Here is a 15,905-nt window from a genome sequence, read left to right as displayed (position 1 = left end):
TCAGCCGCGGCCGGCCCGGGAGCGCCGCACCAGCTCGAAGCAGAGGACGGCGGCCGCGCTGGCGACGTTGAGGGACTCGACGCCGCCGCTCAACGGGATCGAGAGGGTACCGGTGACGTGCTCGAGCACGTCCCGGCCGACGCCGTCGGTCTCGCCGCCCAGCACGTAGGCGGCACGCTGGGGCAGGTCGGCGTCGAAGATCGTCCGGCGGGCGGCGCCGTCCAGGGCGAACAGGGGGTAGCCGGCGGCCCGCAGCTCCCCCGCGGCCTCGGCGGCGGTGAAGCAGCGCAGGACCGGCGCGTGGAACGCGACCCCGGCCGAGGCCTTCACGACCAGCGGGTCGATGCTCGCCACCCCGCGCCGCGGAACCACGACGCCCTCGATGCCGGCGGCCGTGGCGGTGCGCAGGATCATGCCGACGTTGGCCGGGGTGGTGATGCCGTCCAGCAGCAGGACCGTTCGGGGCGGTGCGGTCGCCAGCGCGGCGGTGAGCCGGCGCATGCGCGGGGCGACCACGTCGGCGAGCACGCCCTGGTCCTGCTTCCCGTTGCCGGCCAGCACCTTGACCCGGTGGGCGCTGGCCCGCTCGACCCGCACGGCCCGGGCGGCGGCCGCCTCGATGATCTCGCGGGCGGCGGCGCCCCGGGCGGTGTCGGCCAGGACGACCTTGTCCACCCGCAGGGCGGTGTCGCCCAGCGCCTCGAGTACCGGCTTGCGACCGAACACCGTCACGAAGCGGTCCTTGGGCGATTCGGCGTCCACGGAGGTGAGCATTCCACGTCCCCCCGCTGGCGGTATGCCAGGATCTAGTCCTGCCCGGTGGACAGGGGGATGGAGCGCAGTGAGGGTCTACATTCCGGCCACGGTGAGCATGTTGCGCACGTTGACCGCGAAGGGCGAGGTGGCCGCCACGAACGACACCGCGTTCGCGCTCACGCCGGCGCTGCGGGAGTCCTACGCCACCGGCAGCGCCGAGGAGCTCGAGTACGCGGCGATGACCGAGGCGGCCAGGGCGTCGCTGCGCCTGCTGGCCGGGGAGATGGCCGACGACGCGGAGGGCGCGCTGCCGCGGCGGGCGGTGATCTCCGCGGACGTGGAGGGGCCGACGCTGCGCCCGGACCTGGACTCCGCCGTCGTCCGGCTGACGGGGCCGGTGTCGTTGTCGCAGGTGGCGGCCGTGCATCTGGACACGGAGGACGCCGAGCCGGCCGTACGGGCCGCCGCCGAGGTCATTGACGAGGCCGACCTGGGCGACCCGGACGCCGAGTTCACGCTCGGTGATGCCGAGGACCACGAGCTGGCCTGGTATGCCACGGAAGAGTTGCCCTTCCTCCTGGAACTGCTCTAGCGGTCGTCACCGTTCGTATCCGCGCTCCCCGTTAGGGGGACGCTTGTCCAATTTCGGCGGTCTCGACGCCCTGTAAGGGCATGTCAGTACCGCTCCACTTCGAACCGGACGAGCGTGGCGTCGCGCTGTGCGCGCTGCCCGACTACGAACCCAGCCACGACGGCGAACCGTTACGGCGCTGGTCGAGCCTGCGGCCGCCGGGGGGCCCGCAGCTCACCCTGGTGGCGCCGCCGCCGGAGTGCGCGGCGTCGGTCACCCCCGAGACCCTGTGGCGGCTGGTGCTCCACGTGCTGGAGGTCCTCGACGGCCGCCGCCCGGTGGGCCAGCTGCGCACCCTGCTGACCGACTCGGCCTACGAGGCACTGCTGACCCGGTTGCGGGTGGTGCCGCCCGGACGCCAGCACCGCCTCCGGCGGCTGCACACGTGCTACCCGGATGCGCACGTGGTCGAGCTCAGCGCGGTGATCGACGTGACGGCCGGCCCGCCACACCCACCCCGAGTCCACGCCGCGGCGATCCGCATGGAACAGGTGCACGACCGGTGGCGGCTGGCCGTCCTCCGCGTGCTGTGACCGCCACCCCGCACTGCCGCCACGAGGAGGGGCGACAGCGCGAGGCCAGTTGACCGACCACGAGGGTGGCCACCCCGACCACGGGTGGCCACCCTACTACCCAGCGTAACCGCGAGCCTGCCGCCATCACCCTCAGCCGCAACCGCTACACCCGCTCCCAGCGAGCTGCCACCAACCACCCTCGACGCGAAGCCGCGATTGAACGGCCAGCAGCAGCGGTCCCGGGAACGCTCCGCTGCTGGAGATGGCGATGGCCGCCACCGGGGTATGGGTGGCGGCCATCGTGGTCGGCTGTGGGTGGCTAGCGCGCGTCCTCAAAGCCCATCGACCGGGACTCTGAGGACGCGCCCTAGCGGCGGGGGCCCTTCTTGCCCTTCTTGGCCGCATCGCGGGCCGCGGCTCGGCGGTCGCGGCGGCTGCCGCCGGCGTTGGGCTTCTGGCCGTTGCCGGACTGGCCGCCGCGGGACTGGACGCCGCCGCCCTCGGCGGGGCCGGAGTAGGTGTACTGCTGCTCGGGCGGCTGTGTCCCGCGGCCACCGCGCAGGGCCGGCGGGATCTGGTCCTCCTGCCGTGCCGCCTGCTGGACGGCCTGGGCCTGGGCGGCCCGGGCGGCGGCCTGCTGGGCACGGGCGGCGCGGTCGGCGCCGTCGGCGGGCTGGGCCTGGGCCGGCGCCTGCTGCTGGGGCTCCGCGACCTGGGCGCGGAACAGCAGCGTGATGCACTCCTCCTTCAGCGCGTCGAGCATCGCGTTGAACATGTCGTAGCCCTCGCGCTGGTACTCGATCAGCGGGTCGCGCTGCGCCATGGCCCGCAGGCCGATGCCGTCCTTGAGGTAGTCCATCTCGTACAGGTGCTCGCGCCACTTGCGGTCGAGCACGTCCAGCATCACCAGGCGCTCCAGCCGGCGCATGCCGTCGCCGCCGGGCACGCGGCTGTTGATGTCGGCCTCGCGCTCGTCGTAGGCCCGCCGGACGTCGGCCATGACCGCCTCGAGCAGGTTCTCCGCCGTCAGGTCGTCGCCGCGGTTCTCCATCTCCTCGACGAGGTCCTCCCAGGACAGGGAGACCGGGTACAGCTCCTTGAGGGCGGCCCAGAGCTTCTCGTGGTCCCAGTCCTCGGCGTACCCGTCGGCCGTCGCCTTCTGGATGTAGTCGCCGACGACGTCCTCGATCATGCGGTCGACGTGCTCGCGGAGGTCCTCGCCCTGCAGCACCCGCATGCGGTTGGCGTAGATCTCCTTGCGCTGCTGGTTCATCACCTCGTCGTACTTGAGAAGGTTCTTGCGCGCCTCGAAGTTCTGCTGCTCGACCTGGGTCTGCGCGCTCTTGATCGCGCGGGTGACCATCTTCGCCTCGATCGGCTGGTCCTCGGGCACGCGCATGGTCGTCATCACGCGCTCGACGAACTGGGCGTTGAACCGCCGCATCAGCTCGTCGCCCAGGGACAGGTAGAACCGGGACTCACCCGGGTCACCCTGACGGCCGGACCGACCGCGCAGCTGGTTGTCGATGCGCCGCGACTCGTGCCGCTCGGTGCCGAGCACGTACAGCCCGCCGGCCTCGCGCACCTGCTCGGCCTCGGCCCGCACGTCCTCGTGGGCCCGCTCCAGCGCGTCGGGCAGCGCCGCGGTCCACTCCTCCGGGGTCTCCACCGGGTCGAGCCCCTTGGCGCGCAGCGCGCTCTCGGCGAGGTGGTCGGGGTTGCCGCCGAGCATGATGTCGGTGCCTCGACCGGCCATGTTGGTGGCAACGGTGACCGCGCCGGCGTGCCCGGCCTCGGCAACGATCGCCGATTCCTTCTCGTGGTGCTTGGCGTTCAGCACGTTGTGCGGGATGCCCCGCTTCACCAGCAGCTTGGACAGGTACTCCGAGCGCTCGACGCTGGTCGTGCCGACCAGCACCGGCTGGCCGTTCTCGTGTCGCTCGGCGATGTCGTCGGCCACCGCCTCGAACTTCGCCTGCTCGGTCTTGTAGATCAGGTCGGTGCGGTCGTCGCGGACCATCGGCTTGTTCGTCGGGATCGGCACGACGTGCAGCTTGTAGGTGTTGAAGAACTCGGCCGCCTCGGTCTCGGCGGTACCGGTCATACCGGACAACCGCGAGTACAGCCGGAAGTAGTTCTGCAGGGTGATCGTGGCGAGAGTCTGGTTCTCCGCCTTGATCTCCACCTTCTCCTTGGCCTCGATCGCCTGGTGCATGCCCTCGCTGTACCGCCGGCCGCTGAGCACGCGGCCGGTGAACTCGTCGACGATCAGGACCTCGCCCTCGCGGATCAGGTAGTCCTTGTCGCGGTGGTAGAGCTCCTTGGCCTTGATGGCGTTGTTCAGGTAGCCGACCAGCGGAGTGTTCGCGGCGTCGTAGAGGTTGTCGATGCCCAACTGGTCCTCGACATAGGCGACGCCCTTCTCGCTGACGCCGATCGTGCGCCGCTTGCGGTCGACCTCGTAGTGCTTGTCGGCGATCTGCTTGGCCTTGAGGTCCTTCTCCCGCGGGGTCATCGCGGTGACGTCGATGCCGCTCATCCGCTCGACGATTCGGGCGAACTCGGTGTACCAGCGCGAGGACTGGTCGGCCGGGCCGGAGATGATCAGCGGCGTCCTGGCCTCGTCGATGAGGATCGAGTCGACCTCGTCGACGATGGCGAAGTTGTGGCCGCGCTGCACCATCTGCTCGAGCGTGCTGGCCATGTTGTCGCGCAGGTAGTCGAAGCCGAACTCGTTGTTGGTGCCGTAGGTGATGTCCGCCCGGTAGGCGCGCCGACGCTGGTCGGTGCTCATCTCGGACAGGATGACGCCGACCTCCAGGCCGAGGAAGCGGTGGATGCGGCCCATCCACTCCGCGTCGCGCTTGGCCAGGTAGTCGTTGACGGTGACCACGTGCACGCCGTTGCCGGAGAGCGCGTTGAGGTAGGAGGGCAGCACCGCGGTCAGCGTCTTGCCCTCACCGGTCTTCATCTCCGCGACGTTGCCGAGGTGGAGCGCGGCACCGCCCATGATCTGCACGTCGAAGTGGCGCTGGCGCAGCACGCGCTTGGCCGCCTCGCGCGCGACGGCGAACGCCTCGGGCATGAGCTCGTCAAGGGCGTCGAAGTCGGTGCCCTCGTCGACCTCGCTCATGTCGACGTAGCGCTTGCGGAACTCGTCGGTCTTCGCGCGCAGCTGCGCGTCGGTCAGGTCGGCGACCGAGTCCTCGAGATCGTTGACCCTGTCCGCGATTTTGCGTACGTGCTTGAGCGTCCTACCCTCGCCAGCGCGGAGTATCCGGGACAGCACCATCAGGTCAACCTCACAGCTCATCGTCACGCGCCCGCCGGCGGGCGCCCCGTCACCTGCCATCGTAGGCGGTATGGCAGGGGTTGCGTCGGGGCTTGGCCCGGTGCACCGGCCGATGGACGCGCACAGGACCCCGCGGAGTGCCCGGACTCGCCGTCCTGGGCACCCCGCGGGGTCGGGTCAGAGGTCGGTTGCGCGGTCAGACGAGGCGGATGACGCCGTAGTCGAACCCTCTGCGGCGGTACACGACGCTGGGTCGTCCGCACCCGGCGTCGGTGAACAAGTAGAAGTCGTGACCCACCAGCTCCATCTGGTAAAGGGCCTGGTCCACGGTCATCGGTTCGGCAGTGTGTTCCTTCTCCCGGACGATGCGGCCGGGGAGGTTGTCGTCGTCGGCGCTGTCCCACCGCTGCGCGGGAACGGCACCGTCGCCGAGGAACTCCTCGGCGGGCGCGGAAAGCACCGCGGTCTGGGCAGCTCTGCCGTTCGTGGGCGGGAGTGGCGGGTTGGGTCCGGGCATGGTGGCCTCGGCGACCGAGGACGGGCTGCGGCGCCCGTAGTGGACACGCCGGCGGTCGTGCGTCCGGCGGAGCCGGTTCTCAAGTTTGGTGACGGCGGCGTCCAACGCCGCGTAGAAGTCGCCGGCAGATGCCTCCGCTCGCACGGCGGGGCCTCTCCCCATGCCGGTGATCTCGACTCGCTGGCAGTTCTTGGCCTGCCGGCGGTTTGGCTCGTGGAACAACTCGACGTCGAAGCGGATGACCTTGCGGTCGTACCGTTCGAGGCGAGCCAGCTTCTCCTCGACGTGCACTCGGTAGTGATCGGGCACCTCGACGTTGCGGCCTTTAACGACGATGTCCATACACGACCTCCCTCGCATGAGCGAGCTAGTGAGCGAAAACTACGGCGCCGGAATCTGGGCTCCAGGATTTGGTGGACGGCCAGATCGCGAAAGGGCCAAGAGGGCTTCCTCCTCAGAGCTCCTCCGGCGCCAGGGTCATGGGCTTCTCGCCTCCTCCCCGCGAACCGGGAAAGCTGATAGCGGGCACGTTAGCCTGGCTGATGCCTCGGCAAAAGACCCCGCGTCGGGGGAACCCGGCCACCCGGTGTCGCTTACGGAGAGCAACATCACCGCGATTGGCAGTGACGGAAGGCGCGCGGTCTGCTGGTGCGCGCGAGGAATCCGCTTTCCTCGGGCTCTCGTGGGCACGCTCGACGCCGCGGCACCCCCTGTGAGGGGCCTCGGAGGCGCGGTGTGCCCGTGTCCCATAGCTGAACAACGATCAACAACGATACGAAGTTCCCGTGCCGATTCACTCGTACGGGGGTATCCATCAGGTGAAACACCTTATCTCCCACCATGGTCTGACCTGTCACAACGCGGCGTGGAGCGGCGAGCGGACGGTGGCGACCGGCCGTGTTGGCGCCCGCGGTTCACTCGGCAGTGGTCAGGGCGAGGACCGCCGTGACCGAGACGCCGACACGGCCGAGGGCGGCGACGCAGGCGGTCGCGGTCGCGCCGGTGGTGATGACGTCGTCGAGGAGGACCACGTGCGAGCCGGGAGGCGGGGAGCGGCGGGGGACGGCCCGGACCCGTCCGGCGAGGTTGGCCGCCCGAGCGGCGGCGTCGAGGCCGACGGAGTCACGGGCGCGGCGGTGGACACGCAGGGCCCGGGCGACGGTGGCGGTGATGCCGGCGGCACGGAGGGCGGCTGCGCAGGCCTCGGCGACCGGGACCATGTGCTGGCCGCCGCGCCGGCGGGCCGCGGCCGGGCGGGAGGGAGCGGGAACCAGCACGAACGGGCGCGGAGCCGGGCAGCCCTGACCAGGAGCAGCCCCGCCCGGCGGCACCCCGGCCACCGGCCCGGCTCTCGACAGGGCGAGCAGCGCTCTGGACAGGGCGACCCCCAGCGGAGCCGCCAACGCCCGCCTCCCCCGTTCCTTGTACGCGAGCACCGCACGGCGGGCCGCTCCCCGGTAGTGCCCCACCGCATACGCCGGCGGCAGCCCACCCCCACCTACCGGCACCAGCGCGCCCAACGATCCCGCGCACGACCGGCACCACGCCCCACCCGGCACCGCACACCCCGCACACCGGTCCGCGACGACCAGGTCGGCGACCACGCTTCTCAAACGCATGGTCGAATCATCCCCACCCGGTCCGACAGTTTCCGACCGCGCAGGTCAGGCCGCTATCCGGGGTAGAACGGGATCGCGTTGGCTCCCCGGCCGTGGGGGTGCTGGCGCCACAGCTGGCCCACCCCGGACGCGCTGGACACCGCGGCGCTGTCGGTGACCAGGACGTTCCGGTCCGGCGCCGCGGCGATGGCCTTGATCGGCAGCTGGAGGTTGTTGCGGTCGTAGTCCTGCGCGTTGAGGCCGTCCACCGAGAGGCTCAGAACCGGTGTCTGGGCCTGCCTCGTCGCCACCGCCAGGGTGTCCTGGCTGTACCAGTCGACGCCGACCGCCTGCTGGATGTTGGCCGGCTGGAGCTGCCGCGGGTAGCGCAGGCTCGCCGACTCCTGGTCGCGGACGACCGAGGCCATCACCAGGCGACCCCTGGCCACGATCGCCGCCCGGGTGCCGTCGCGGGACAGGCGCAGGTCGGTGATCGGGGCGAAGTCGGTCAGCTCGGACGAGTTGACCTGCAGGGCCTTCCACGCGCCGTCCCCGGTGCGCACCACCCGGACCACGTCGCCGTCGGCGACCGTCCAGACCTCGGTCGGCTCGACCTCCTCGGACGTGGTGACCAGCCAGGTCGGCCTGGTCATCGCGCGGGCCTCGAGGTTGACCTCCTGCATCTGCCCGCCGAACTCGCCAACCCGCAGCCGCGGGCCCTCGGCGGTGCGCACGACCGCGGCCAGATGCTCGCCGTCGATCGACTGGGCCGCGCTGACCACGTCGTACGTGCCGTTGCCGGTCGGCCCCTCGACCGCGACGCCGTCCCGCAGCGACCGGATCCTGCCGTTCGCCACCACCAGGCCGGGCTGGTCGGAGTCCGGCTTGGTCGGCGCGTCGAAGGCCTTCAGGTCGCCGTTCCGCCAGTCGCGGCGGCCGGGGATCAGGTCCTGGCCGTCGGCCAGCAGGCGCAGCTTGCTCGAGGTCACCGTCTGCAAGGACAGCACGATCTGCGCGGCGATCTGCTCGCGCTGCTCCAACGCCGTGTCGCCGAGCGACTTCAGGTCCACCACCAGCGTGCCGTCCTGGTCGGGCACGACGTTGGTCCTGAGCCCGACACCCTCCAGCGGGGAGCGCACCGACCGGCGCATGAAGTCCGACGGGCCGGAGAGCAGCACGGTGACCACCCGGGCGGGCAGCCCGGAGACCGGTTCGGCGGACACGTACCGCAGGTCGGGCACGGTCACCCGGAGGTCGGGGTCGAAGTAGTACACGGTGACAGCGCGGTAGCTCGCCTTGAAGTCGGTGATCGGCACCAGCACGATGCCGGGCGGCACCGCGATCCGCCAGGTGCCGTTGGCCTGCTGCCGGACCTCCACGTGGTACTCGTCGCCCCCGATGGCCCCCACGAACGCGTGGTCGGAGCCGAGGCGCCCGATCGGCGAGACCTGCAGGACGACGGTCTCGATGTCGTCGGCCGGGTCCTCGACGTCGGGGCCCGGCAGCGGCTCGCGCACCGGAACGGTCGCGAACGTGTCCAGGATGACCGTCGGCGCGGCCTCCCCGTCCCAGTCCCGCTTGGCCTCCTCGGTGAGGTACATCGCCGCGGCCTCGGGGTTGCCCGACTTGTGGATGAACTCCCGGACCAGGTCGAACGGGTCGAGGTTGGGGTCGGGCTCGGCGATCGCGCCCGCGCCCTGCGTCTGCCGCTTCTCGTCCCGCACCGCGTGCGGCGTCGACTCCTCGGGGATGTTCGCGCACCCGGACACCAGCAGCACCGATGCCACCAGCAGCACGAGCGCGCGCACCACCCCGGTGTGCCTGCTCATCGCACCTCCTCCCAGGCCGGTGCAGCCGGCTGGACGTGCGTCTGTTCGTCCGGTTCGGTCGCGACGGTCACGCGGATGGCGTCGTCCGCCACCGGAACCGCCTCCATCGCGTCCATCAGCTGGCTGACCTCGATGTCCGCGTCCGGCGGCGGCAGCTCGAGCGGGCTGTCCAGGTAGTCCGTGTCCTGCCGGCGCGGCAGCGTGAGCCGGAAGCAGGCGCCCTTGCGCGGCTCGCCCCAGGCGTCCAGCGCGCCGCCGTGCAGCCGGGCGTCCTCGACGCTGATCGCGAGGCCCAGCCCGGTGCCGCCGGTGTGCCGGTTGCGGGAGGGGTCGGCCCGCCAGAACCGGTTGAACACGAGCTCCGCCTCGCCCTGGCGCAGCCCGATGCCGTAGTCGCGGACGGTCACCGCGAGCGCGTTGTCGTCGAAGGCCATCCGCAGCCGCACCGGCCGGCCCTCGCCGTGGTCGACGGCGTTGGCCAGCAGGTTGCGCAGCACCCGCTCGATCCGCCTGGCGTCGACCTCGGCCGCCGCCTCCTCGTCCGGCAGGTCGAGCACGATCTCGCTGCCGGCGTTGCGGGCGATCGTGCCCACCGCCCGCGCGGCCCGCACGGCGATCGGCCGCACGTCGACGTACTCGGCGACCAGCTCCTCCACGCCCGCGTCCAGGCGGCTGATCTCCAGCAGGTCGGCGAGCAGCGCCTCGAACCGGTCGAGCTCGTCGACGAGCAGCTCGGTGGACCGCGCGAGGCCGGGTGGGAACTGCTCGCGGGAGGCGTGCAGGACGTCGGCGGCCATCCGGACCGTGGTCAGCGGGGTACGCAGCTCATGGGAGACGTCGGAGGTGAACCGGCGCTGCAGCGTGCCGAACTCCTCGAGCTGGCGGATCTGCCGCTCGATGCTCTCGGCCATCTCGTTGTAGGACTCGGCGAGCTTGGCCACGTCGTCCTCGCCGACCACGACCATCCGCTCGTCCAGCTCGCCACCGGCGAAGCGCTCGGCGGCCTGCGCGGCGCTGCGCACCGGGCGGACCACCTGGCGGGTCACCAGGTTGGCGATGCCGGCGAGCAGGACCAGCAGGACCAGGCCGCCGACGAGCAGGGTGGACTGGACGACGCTGATCGTGCGCTGCTCCGCGGTCAGCGGGAACAGCATGTACAGCTGCATCGGGCGGTTCGCGGTGCCGAACTGCGCGCCGACGATGAGGAACGTGGTGCGGCCCGCGGCCCGGTCCACCGTGTGGATCTGCACGGCGAGCTGGCCGGTCTGCACGAAGTGGCGCAGGCTGCTCGGCACGTCGTCGTAGAGCCCGACCGCGATCGTGTCGCCCTGCTTGGTGAGCGTGGACGAGTCGCTGGTCAGCACGGGCTCGAAGGCGCCGGCAGCCGAGCTCGCGGTGTCACCGTTCGGCGAGGAGCTGGTCAGCTGGTTGATGGCGCTGGTCAGGCGGCTGCGTACGGCGTCGGTCGTCGTGTTGACCCCGACCAGCTCGGCCTCGACGACCTGCACGGCGTCGCGGGTGGCCGCGATCGCGGCCTCCTCCTTGGTCTCCAGCAGGCGATCGGTGATCTGGTTCTGCAGCACCATGGCCCAGCACGAACACCACGGCCGAGGACAGGGCGAGCGTGCTCACCACGACCCGCACCTGCAGCGAGCGCCGCCACAGCACCCCGAAGTAGGCCGCCCGCTGGCGGCAGAACTCGACGGCCCGGGCGCCGGCGCCGACCACCGCCCGGAGGTACCGCCTCACGCGGCTCCGATCACGGCGGCCCCGCCTTGTAGCCGACGCCGCGCACGGTCAGGACGACCTCGGGGTGCTCCGGGTCGGTCTCGACCTTCGAGCGCAGACGCTGGACGTGCACGTTCACCAGTCGGGTGTCCGCGGCGTGCCGGTAGCCCCACACCTGCTCGAGGAGCACCTCGCGGGTGAACACCTGGCGGGGCTTGCGGGCAAGCGCGACCAGCAAGTCGAACTCCAGCGGAGTCAGCTGGATCGCCACGCCGTCCCTGGTCACCTCGTGACCGGGCACGTCGATCGTGAGGTCCCCGATCGAGAGCATCTCGGCCGGCTCCGAGTCCGTGCGCCGCAGCCGCGCCCGTACCCGGGCCACCAGCTCCTTGGGCTTGAACGGCTTGACCACGTAGTCGTCGGCCCCGGACTCGAGACCGAGCACGATGTCGACGGTGTCACTCTTCGCGGTCAACATCACGATCGGTACACCCGACTCGGCGCGGATGGCCTTGCAGACGTCGATCCCGTTGATACCGGGCAGCATGAGGTCGAGCAGCACCAGGTCGGGGCGCAGCTCACGCAACGCGGGCAACGCCCGGTTGCCCTCGGCGACCACCGCGGTGTCGAACCCCTCGCCACGCAACACGATTGTCAGCATCTCGGCGAGAGCCGGGTCGTCGTCCACTACCAGCACACGTGCCTTCATGGTTACATCGTCGCACTTGGCGACAGCCCGCCGCGTAGCACCCGCCCAGGTGGACCCGACGGGTGTAACGCGGGCCCCCGTTGGAGCGGTCTACCCGTTGACGCGCCGACATCGGGGGGCCTGGAGGTCAGGCATGGGCATCCGCAGGCTCAACCACGCCGTGCTCTACGTCCGCGACGTCGCCCGCAGCGTCGCCTTCTACCGCGACGTGCTCGGGTTCCAGGTGACCCACCAGCGCCCGGCGGCGGCGTTCCTCCGGGCCGCCGACTCCGACAACGACCACGACCTCGGCCTGTTCGCCGTGCGGAGCGCCTCGACGGAGCCCGCCGGGACCGCGGTCGGGCTGTACCACCTGGCCTGGTCGGTCGGGACGCTGCCCGAGCTGGCGGGCTTCGCCGAGAAGCTCCGGGCGGCCGGCGCACTGGTCGGGTCCTCCGACCACGTGGTGTCGAAGTCGTTGTACGGCAAGGATCCCGACGGCCTGGAGTTCGAGGTCTCCTGGTTCGTGCCCCGCGACCGGGTGACGCGGGAGATGAGCGAGTCGCTCACGATCGGACGCCTCGACATCGCCGCCGAGATCGCACGGTGGGGACCCGACCTCGTCGGGGCCCCGTGACGACGGCTCAGCGCAGCGCCTCGGCGAGCCCGGTCCAGTCCGGATCGGACGTTCCGTCGACGACGTACCAGGGGGACAGCCAGCCGTCCTCGGCGAGACCGTCGTAGACGGCGGCGACCCTGGCCTGCAGGGAACCGTCCGCCTCCCAGGTGTCGCGCTCGCGGTCGCCGGTACTGGCCCGGTGCGCCGAGCGTTCGGCGGCCACCTCGACCGGCACCCGCAGCAGCAGCTGGGCGTCGGGCACCGGCAGGTCGAAACGCTCGATCTCGATCTCGCGGACCCAGCCGACGAACTCCCCCCGCGCGTCCTGGTGCAGCCGGGCGGCACCGAAGGCCGCGTTGGAGGCGACGTAGCGGTCGACCAGCACCACGTCGTTCTCGGCGAGGCAGGCGCGGAGGTCCTCGGCGGCGGCCCGGCGGTCCAGCGCGTACAGCACCGCCATGCCGTACACCTCGTCACCGAGCCCGCCCAGGCGTCCGTGCAGACCCTCGTGCACGAGGTCGGCATGCACGTCCACGCCGTAGCGGGGGAAGGCCAGCCGAGCGACCCGCCCACCGAGCTCGGCGGTCAGCTTGCCGGCCAGCGTCCGCTTGCCGGCGCCGTCGAGGCCCTCGATCACGATCAGTCGTCCCACGGCCGGAAGTCTAGGGGGCGGCGAGCAGGGCTCGGCCGTGCAACGGTGGAGGTGCCCGGCTCCGTCCTGCCGGTATGAGACTCCTGGGAAAAACACCGGTTCGGGTGGGCCTGCTGGTACTGGTGCTGTTCGCCGCCACCGCCTGCGGGGCCAGGGCGACGGACGAGCCGGCGGGGGACGCGGCGCGGCAGCCGGCGCCGGGCGGCGAGGAGCTGTGGGGGAAGCAGTACGTGCTCACGAAGGCCACCGTCGACGGGAAACCACACACGCTGGTGGCCGACACGGTCCTGTCCCTGCAGTTCACCGACGACCGACGGGTGGTCGCCAACGCCGGCTGCAACACGATGGGGGGCCCGCTCAGCCTCGACGAGGGCCGGGTCGTCGTCCAGGGCCTCTCGACGACGGAGATGGGCTGCCCGGGGCCACTGGACGAACAGGACGACTGGCTGGCCGGGTTCCTGGACAGCGAACCCACCTGGCAGCTCACCGAGGAGTCCGGGCTGACCCTGCGGGCAGGGAGGACCGAGCTGCTGCTGACCGACAAGGCCGTCGCCGAGCCGGCCCGTCCGCTGGTCGGGACCCTGTGGACGATGGACACCCTGATCGACGGGGAGACCGCGAGCAGCACCACCGCCGGCGTCCCCCCGGCGACCGTCCGCTTCACCGAGACCGAGGTCGAGGTCTTCACCGGGTGCAACAGCGGGTCGGCGGGTTACCGGTTCGCCAGCGGCCAGGCCACCATCGAGCAGCTGGTGCTCACCCGGAAGGCCTGCTCGCCCGACGTCATGCGGCAGGAGCAGGCCGTGGTCGGGGTAATGTCCGGGACTGTCGAGCTCACGGTCGATTCCGACATGCTGACGATCGACCATCCGTCGGGCAAGGGGTTGCGGTTGCGTGCTGAGTGAGAAGGACGGCCTGCCGGTCCTGGTGTTCGCGGGCCGGGCCGAGTTCGCGGCCTGGCTCGCCGAGAACGCCGAGACCCGCGGGGTGTGGGTCAAGCTCGCCCGCAAGGACAGCGGCATCACCTCGGTGACCTACCGGGAGGCGCTGGAGGAGGCACTGCGCCACGGCTGGATCGACGGCCAGTCCAAAAGCCTCGACGACCAGTACCACCTGCGGCGCTTCACCCCCCGCACCCGGCGCAGCCGCTGGTCCAAAATCAACCGGGAGGCGGCGGAACGCCTGGTCGAGGAGGGCCGGATGACCGAACGCGGCCTGCGCGAGGTCGAGGCGGCCCGGGCCGACGGACGCTGGGACGCGGCCTACGCCGGGCCGGCATCGGCCACCGTGCCCGAGGACCTGCGGTCCGCGCTGGACGCCAACCCGGCTGCCGCCGCCTTCTTCGCCACGCTGAACAGCGCGAACCGCTACGCGATCCTGCACCGGATCGAGGAGGCCAAGCGCGCCGAGACCCGGGCTCGCCGCATCGAGAAGTTCGTCGGCATGCTGGAGCGGGAAGAGACGCTCCACTGACGCACGCGAGCCCGGTGGCCGGGGGGCCACCGGGCTCGCGACGTGCTCGGCCGGTCAGTACCGGTAGTGCTCCGGCTTGTACGGGCCCTCGACGTCGACGTCGATGTACTCGGCCTGCTCCTTGCTCAGCTTGGTGAGCTGGCCGCCCAGCGCCTCGAGGTGGATGCGCGCGACCTTCTCGTCCAGCTTCTTCGGGAGGCGGTAGACCTCCTTGTCGTACTCCTCGTTCTTGGTGAACAGCTCGATCTGCGCGATCACCTGGTTGGAGAAGCTGTTGGACATCACGAACGACGGGTGGCCGGTCGCGTTGCCCAGGTTCATCAGGCGGCCTTCGGACAGCACGATGATCGAGTGCCCGTCCGGGAACACCCACTCGTCGACCTGCGGCTTGATGTTGATCCGCCGGACCCCGGGGTAGCGGGCCAGGCCGGCCATGTCGATCTCGTTGTCGAAGTGGCCGACGTTGCCGACGATGGCCTGGTGCTTCATCCGCGCCATGTGCTCGACCATCACCACGTCCTTGTTGCCGGTGGTGGTGATCACGATGTCGGCCTTGTCCAGCACGTCCTCGAGCCGCTGGACGTCGTAGCCGTCCATGGCGGCCTGCAGGGCGCAGATCGGGTCGATCTCGGTGACGATCACGCGCGCGCCCTGGCCGCGCAGCGACTCGGCGGAGCCCTTGCCCACGTCGCCGTAGCCGCAGACGACCGCGACCTTGCCGCCGATCAGCACGTCGGTGCCGCGGTTGATGCCGTCGATCAGGGAGTGGCGGATGCCGTAGCGGTTGTCGAACTTCGACTTGGTCACCGAGTCGTTGACGTTGATCGCCGGGAACAGCAGCTCACCGGCGGCGGCGAGCTGGTAGAGCCGCAGCACGCCGGTGGTGGTCTCCTCGGTCACGCCCTTGATCTCGGCCCCGGTGCGGGTCCACTTCTTCGAGTCCGCGGCCAGCGAGTTGCGAAGGGTCTCGAGGATGATCTTCCACTCCTCGGGGTCGTCCGCCTCGGCCTGGGGCACCACGCCGGCGCTCTCGTACTGCGTGCCCTTGTGCACGAGCAGCGTGGCGTCGCCGCCGTCGTCGAGCAGCATGTTCGGCGCGAGCTCACCCGGCCAGGTGAGCATCTGCTCGGTGCACCACCAGTACTCCTCCAGCGTCTCGCCCTTCCAGGCGAACACCGGGACGCCCTTGGGCTCCTCCGGCGTGCCGTGCGGGCCGACCACGACCGCTGCCGCGGCGTGGTCCTGGGTGGAGAAGATGTTGCACGAGGCCCAGCGGACCTCGGCGCCGAGCGCGACCAGCGTCTCGATCAGCACCGCGGTCTGCACGGTCATGTGCAGCGAGCCCGAGACCCGCGCCCCTCGCAGGGGGTACACCTCCGCGTACTCGCGCCGCAACGCCATCAGGCCGGGCATCTCGTGCTCGGCGAGGCGAATTTCCTTCCGGCCGAACTCGGCGAGCGAAAGGTCGGCCACCGCGAAGTCCAGATCGCCGACCTTCCTGGCGTACCGTGCCGTGGTCGCGTTCTGGCTGTTGACTGCGGTCATCCCGTGCATCCTCCAAACTAAAAAGCCTTCCCCTGAACACTACCGTTACCCGAAATTGATCG

At 71.0% G+C, this 15,905-nt stretch carries 13 protein-coding genes and 1 pseudogene; 5 read left to right on the top strand and 9 right to left on the bottom strand.

Annotated elements, in window-relative coordinates; genetic code table 11:
* Positions 1-774, bottom strand: a complete 774-nt coding sequence (locus BU204_RS03035; protein WP_075123976.1) for a TrmH family RNA methyltransferase — start codon at positions 772-774, stop codon at positions 1-3.
* Positions 775-841: 67 nt separating this feature from the next.
* Between BU204_RS03035 and BU204_RS03030 the strand changes: the two genes are divergently transcribed.
* Together BU204_RS03030 and BU204_RS03025 are read left to right on the top strand one after the other, a co-directional pair.
* Positions 842-1,348, top strand: a complete 507-nt coding sequence (locus BU204_RS03030) for a DUF6912 family protein (RefSeq protein WP_075123975.1) — start codon at positions 842-844, stop codon at positions 1,346-1,348.
* 80 nt (positions 1,349-1,428) lie between these two features.
* On the top strand, positions 1,429-1,920 hold the full coding sequence (locus BU204_RS03025) for an Rv3235 family protein (protein ID WP_075123974.1): 492 nt from the start codon (positions 1,429-1,431) through the stop codon (positions 1,918-1,920).
* A 349-nt stretch (positions 1,921-2,269) separates the two neighbouring features.
* Here BU204_RS03025 and secA read toward each other — a convergent pair whose 3' ends face one another.
* The 6 genes and pseudogenes from secA to mtrA form a co-directional block, all read right to left on the bottom strand.
* A complete protein-coding gene (gene secA / locus BU204_RS03020) occupies positions 2,270-5,194 on the bottom strand; it encodes a preprotein translocase subunit SecA (protein ID WP_075123973.1) in 2,925 nt (974 codons plus the stop codon).
* Between the two features lie 196 nt (positions 5,195-5,390).
* Entirely contained in the window at positions 5,391-6,053 is a 663-nt protein-coding gene (gene hpf / locus BU204_RS03015; protein ID WP_075123972.1) for a ribosome hibernation-promoting factor, HPF/YfiA family, read from the bottom strand.
* A gap of 572 nt (positions 6,054-6,625) precedes the next feature.
* Positions 6,626-7,330, bottom strand: coding sequence for a ComF family protein (locus BU204_RS03010; protein WP_075123971.1), 705 nt, complete (start codon positions 7,328-7,330; stop codon positions 6,626-6,628).
* Positions 7,331-7,383: 53 nt separating this feature from the next.
* The gene (locus tag BU204_RS03005; protein ID WP_075123970.1) at positions 7,384-9,138 is read right to left on the bottom strand and encodes an LpqB family beta-propeller domain-containing protein; all 1,755 of its coding nucleotides are present in this window, start codon (positions 9,136-9,138) and stop codon (positions 7,384-7,386) included.
* A pseudogene (gene mtrB / locus BU204_RS03000) lies at positions 9,135-10,866 on the bottom strand (MtrAB system histidine kinase MtrB). Before mtrB ends, BU204_RS03005 begins: the two are co-directional and overlap by 4 nt.
* Before the next feature lie 31 nt (positions 10,867-10,897).
* The gene (gene mtrA / locus BU204_RS02995) at positions 10,898-11,575 is read right to left on the bottom strand and encodes an MtrAB system response regulator MtrA (RefSeq protein ID WP_075123969.1); all 678 of its coding nucleotides are present in this window, start codon (positions 11,573-11,575) and stop codon (positions 10,898-10,900) included.
* A 133-nt stretch (positions 11,576-11,708) separates the two neighbouring features.
* On the opposite strand from mtrA, the gene BU204_RS02990 reads away from it, so the two are divergent.
* Complete coding sequence (locus tag BU204_RS02990) at positions 11,709-12,191, top strand: VOC family protein (protein WP_075123968.1); 483 nt, start codon at positions 11,709-11,711, stop codon at positions 12,189-12,191.
* Between the two features lie 7 nt (positions 12,192-12,198).
* On the opposite strand, the gene BU204_RS02985 is transcribed toward BU204_RS02990, so the two are convergent.
* The gene (locus BU204_RS02985; protein ID WP_075123967.1) at positions 12,199-12,825 is read right to left on the bottom strand and encodes a dTMP kinase; all 627 of its coding nucleotides are present in this window, start codon (positions 12,823-12,825) and stop codon (positions 12,199-12,201) included.
* 74 nt (positions 12,826-12,899) lie between these two features.
* Here BU204_RS02985 and BU204_RS02980 point away from each other — a divergent pair, with 74 nt between their 5' ends.
* Both BU204_RS02980 and BU204_RS02975 read left to right on the top strand, forming a co-directional pair.
* Positions 12,900-13,730, top strand: coding sequence for an META domain-containing protein (locus tag BU204_RS02980; RefSeq protein WP_083660961.1), 831 nt, complete (start codon positions 12,900-12,902; stop codon positions 13,728-13,730).
* Positions 13,720-14,298, top strand: a complete 579-nt coding sequence (locus BU204_RS02975; RefSeq protein WP_233159139.1) for a YdeI/OmpD-associated family protein — start codon at positions 13,720-13,722, stop codon at positions 14,296-14,298. Before BU204_RS02980 ends, BU204_RS02975 begins: the two co-directional genes overlap by 11 nt.
* Positions 14,299-14,352: 54 nt before the next feature.
* On the opposite strand, the gene ahcY is transcribed toward BU204_RS02975, so the two are convergent.
* Complete coding sequence (ahcY, locus tag BU204_RS02970) at positions 14,353-15,843, bottom strand: adenosylhomocysteinase (protein WP_075123965.1); 1,491 nt, start codon at positions 15,841-15,843, stop codon at positions 14,353-14,355.
* Positions 15,844-15,905: the final 62 nt, after the last annotated feature.

It is taken from the genome of Actinophytocola xanthii (assembly GCF_001921205.1).
In the GTDB taxonomy this organism is placed as follows: domain Bacteria; phylum Actinomycetota; class Actinomycetes; order Mycobacteriales; family Pseudonocardiaceae; genus Actinophytocola; species Actinophytocola xanthii.
Note: the sequence above shows the minus strand (reverse complement) of the source record. Positions and strands in the feature narration are given on the sequence as shown.

Coding starts and splice junctions, on each gene's coding strand:
- BU204_RS03035 (WP_075123976.1), bottom strand. CDS start 774: ATGCTCACCTCCGTGGACGCCGAATCGCCCAAGGACCGCTTCGTGACG.
- ahcY (WP_075123965.1), bottom strand. CDS start 15,843: ATGACCGCAGTCAACAGCCAGAACGCGACCACGGCACGGTACGCCAGG.
- BU204_RS03005 (WP_075123970.1), bottom strand. CDS start 9,138: ATGAGCAGGCACACCGGGGTGGTGCGCGCGCTCGTGCTGCTGGTGGCA.
- BU204_RS03025 (WP_075123974.1), top strand. CDS start 1,429: ATGTCAGTACCGCTCCACTTCGAACCGGACGAGCGTGGCGTCGCGCTG.
- BU204_RS02990 (WP_075123968.1), top strand. CDS start 11,709: ATGGGCATCCGCAGGCTCAACCACGCCGTGCTCTACGTCCGCGACGTC.
- hpf (WP_075123972.1), bottom strand. CDS start 6,053: ATGGACATCGTCGTTAAAGGCCGCAACGTCGAGGTGCCCGATCACTAC.
- secA (WP_075123973.1), bottom strand. CDS start 5,194: ATGGTGCTGTCCCGGATACTCCGCGCTGGCGAGGGTAGGACGCTCAAG.
- mtrA (WP_075123969.1), bottom strand. CDS start 11,575: ATGAAGGCACGTGTGCTGGTAGTGGACGACGACCCGGCTCTCGCCGAG.
- BU204_RS02980 (WP_083660961.1), top strand. CDS start 12,900: ATGAGACTCCTGGGAAAAACACCGGTTCGGGTGGGCCTGCTGGTACTG.
- BU204_RS03010 (WP_075123971.1), bottom strand. CDS start 7,330: ATGCGTTTGAGAAGCGTGGTCGCCGACCTGGTCGTCGCGGACCGGTGT.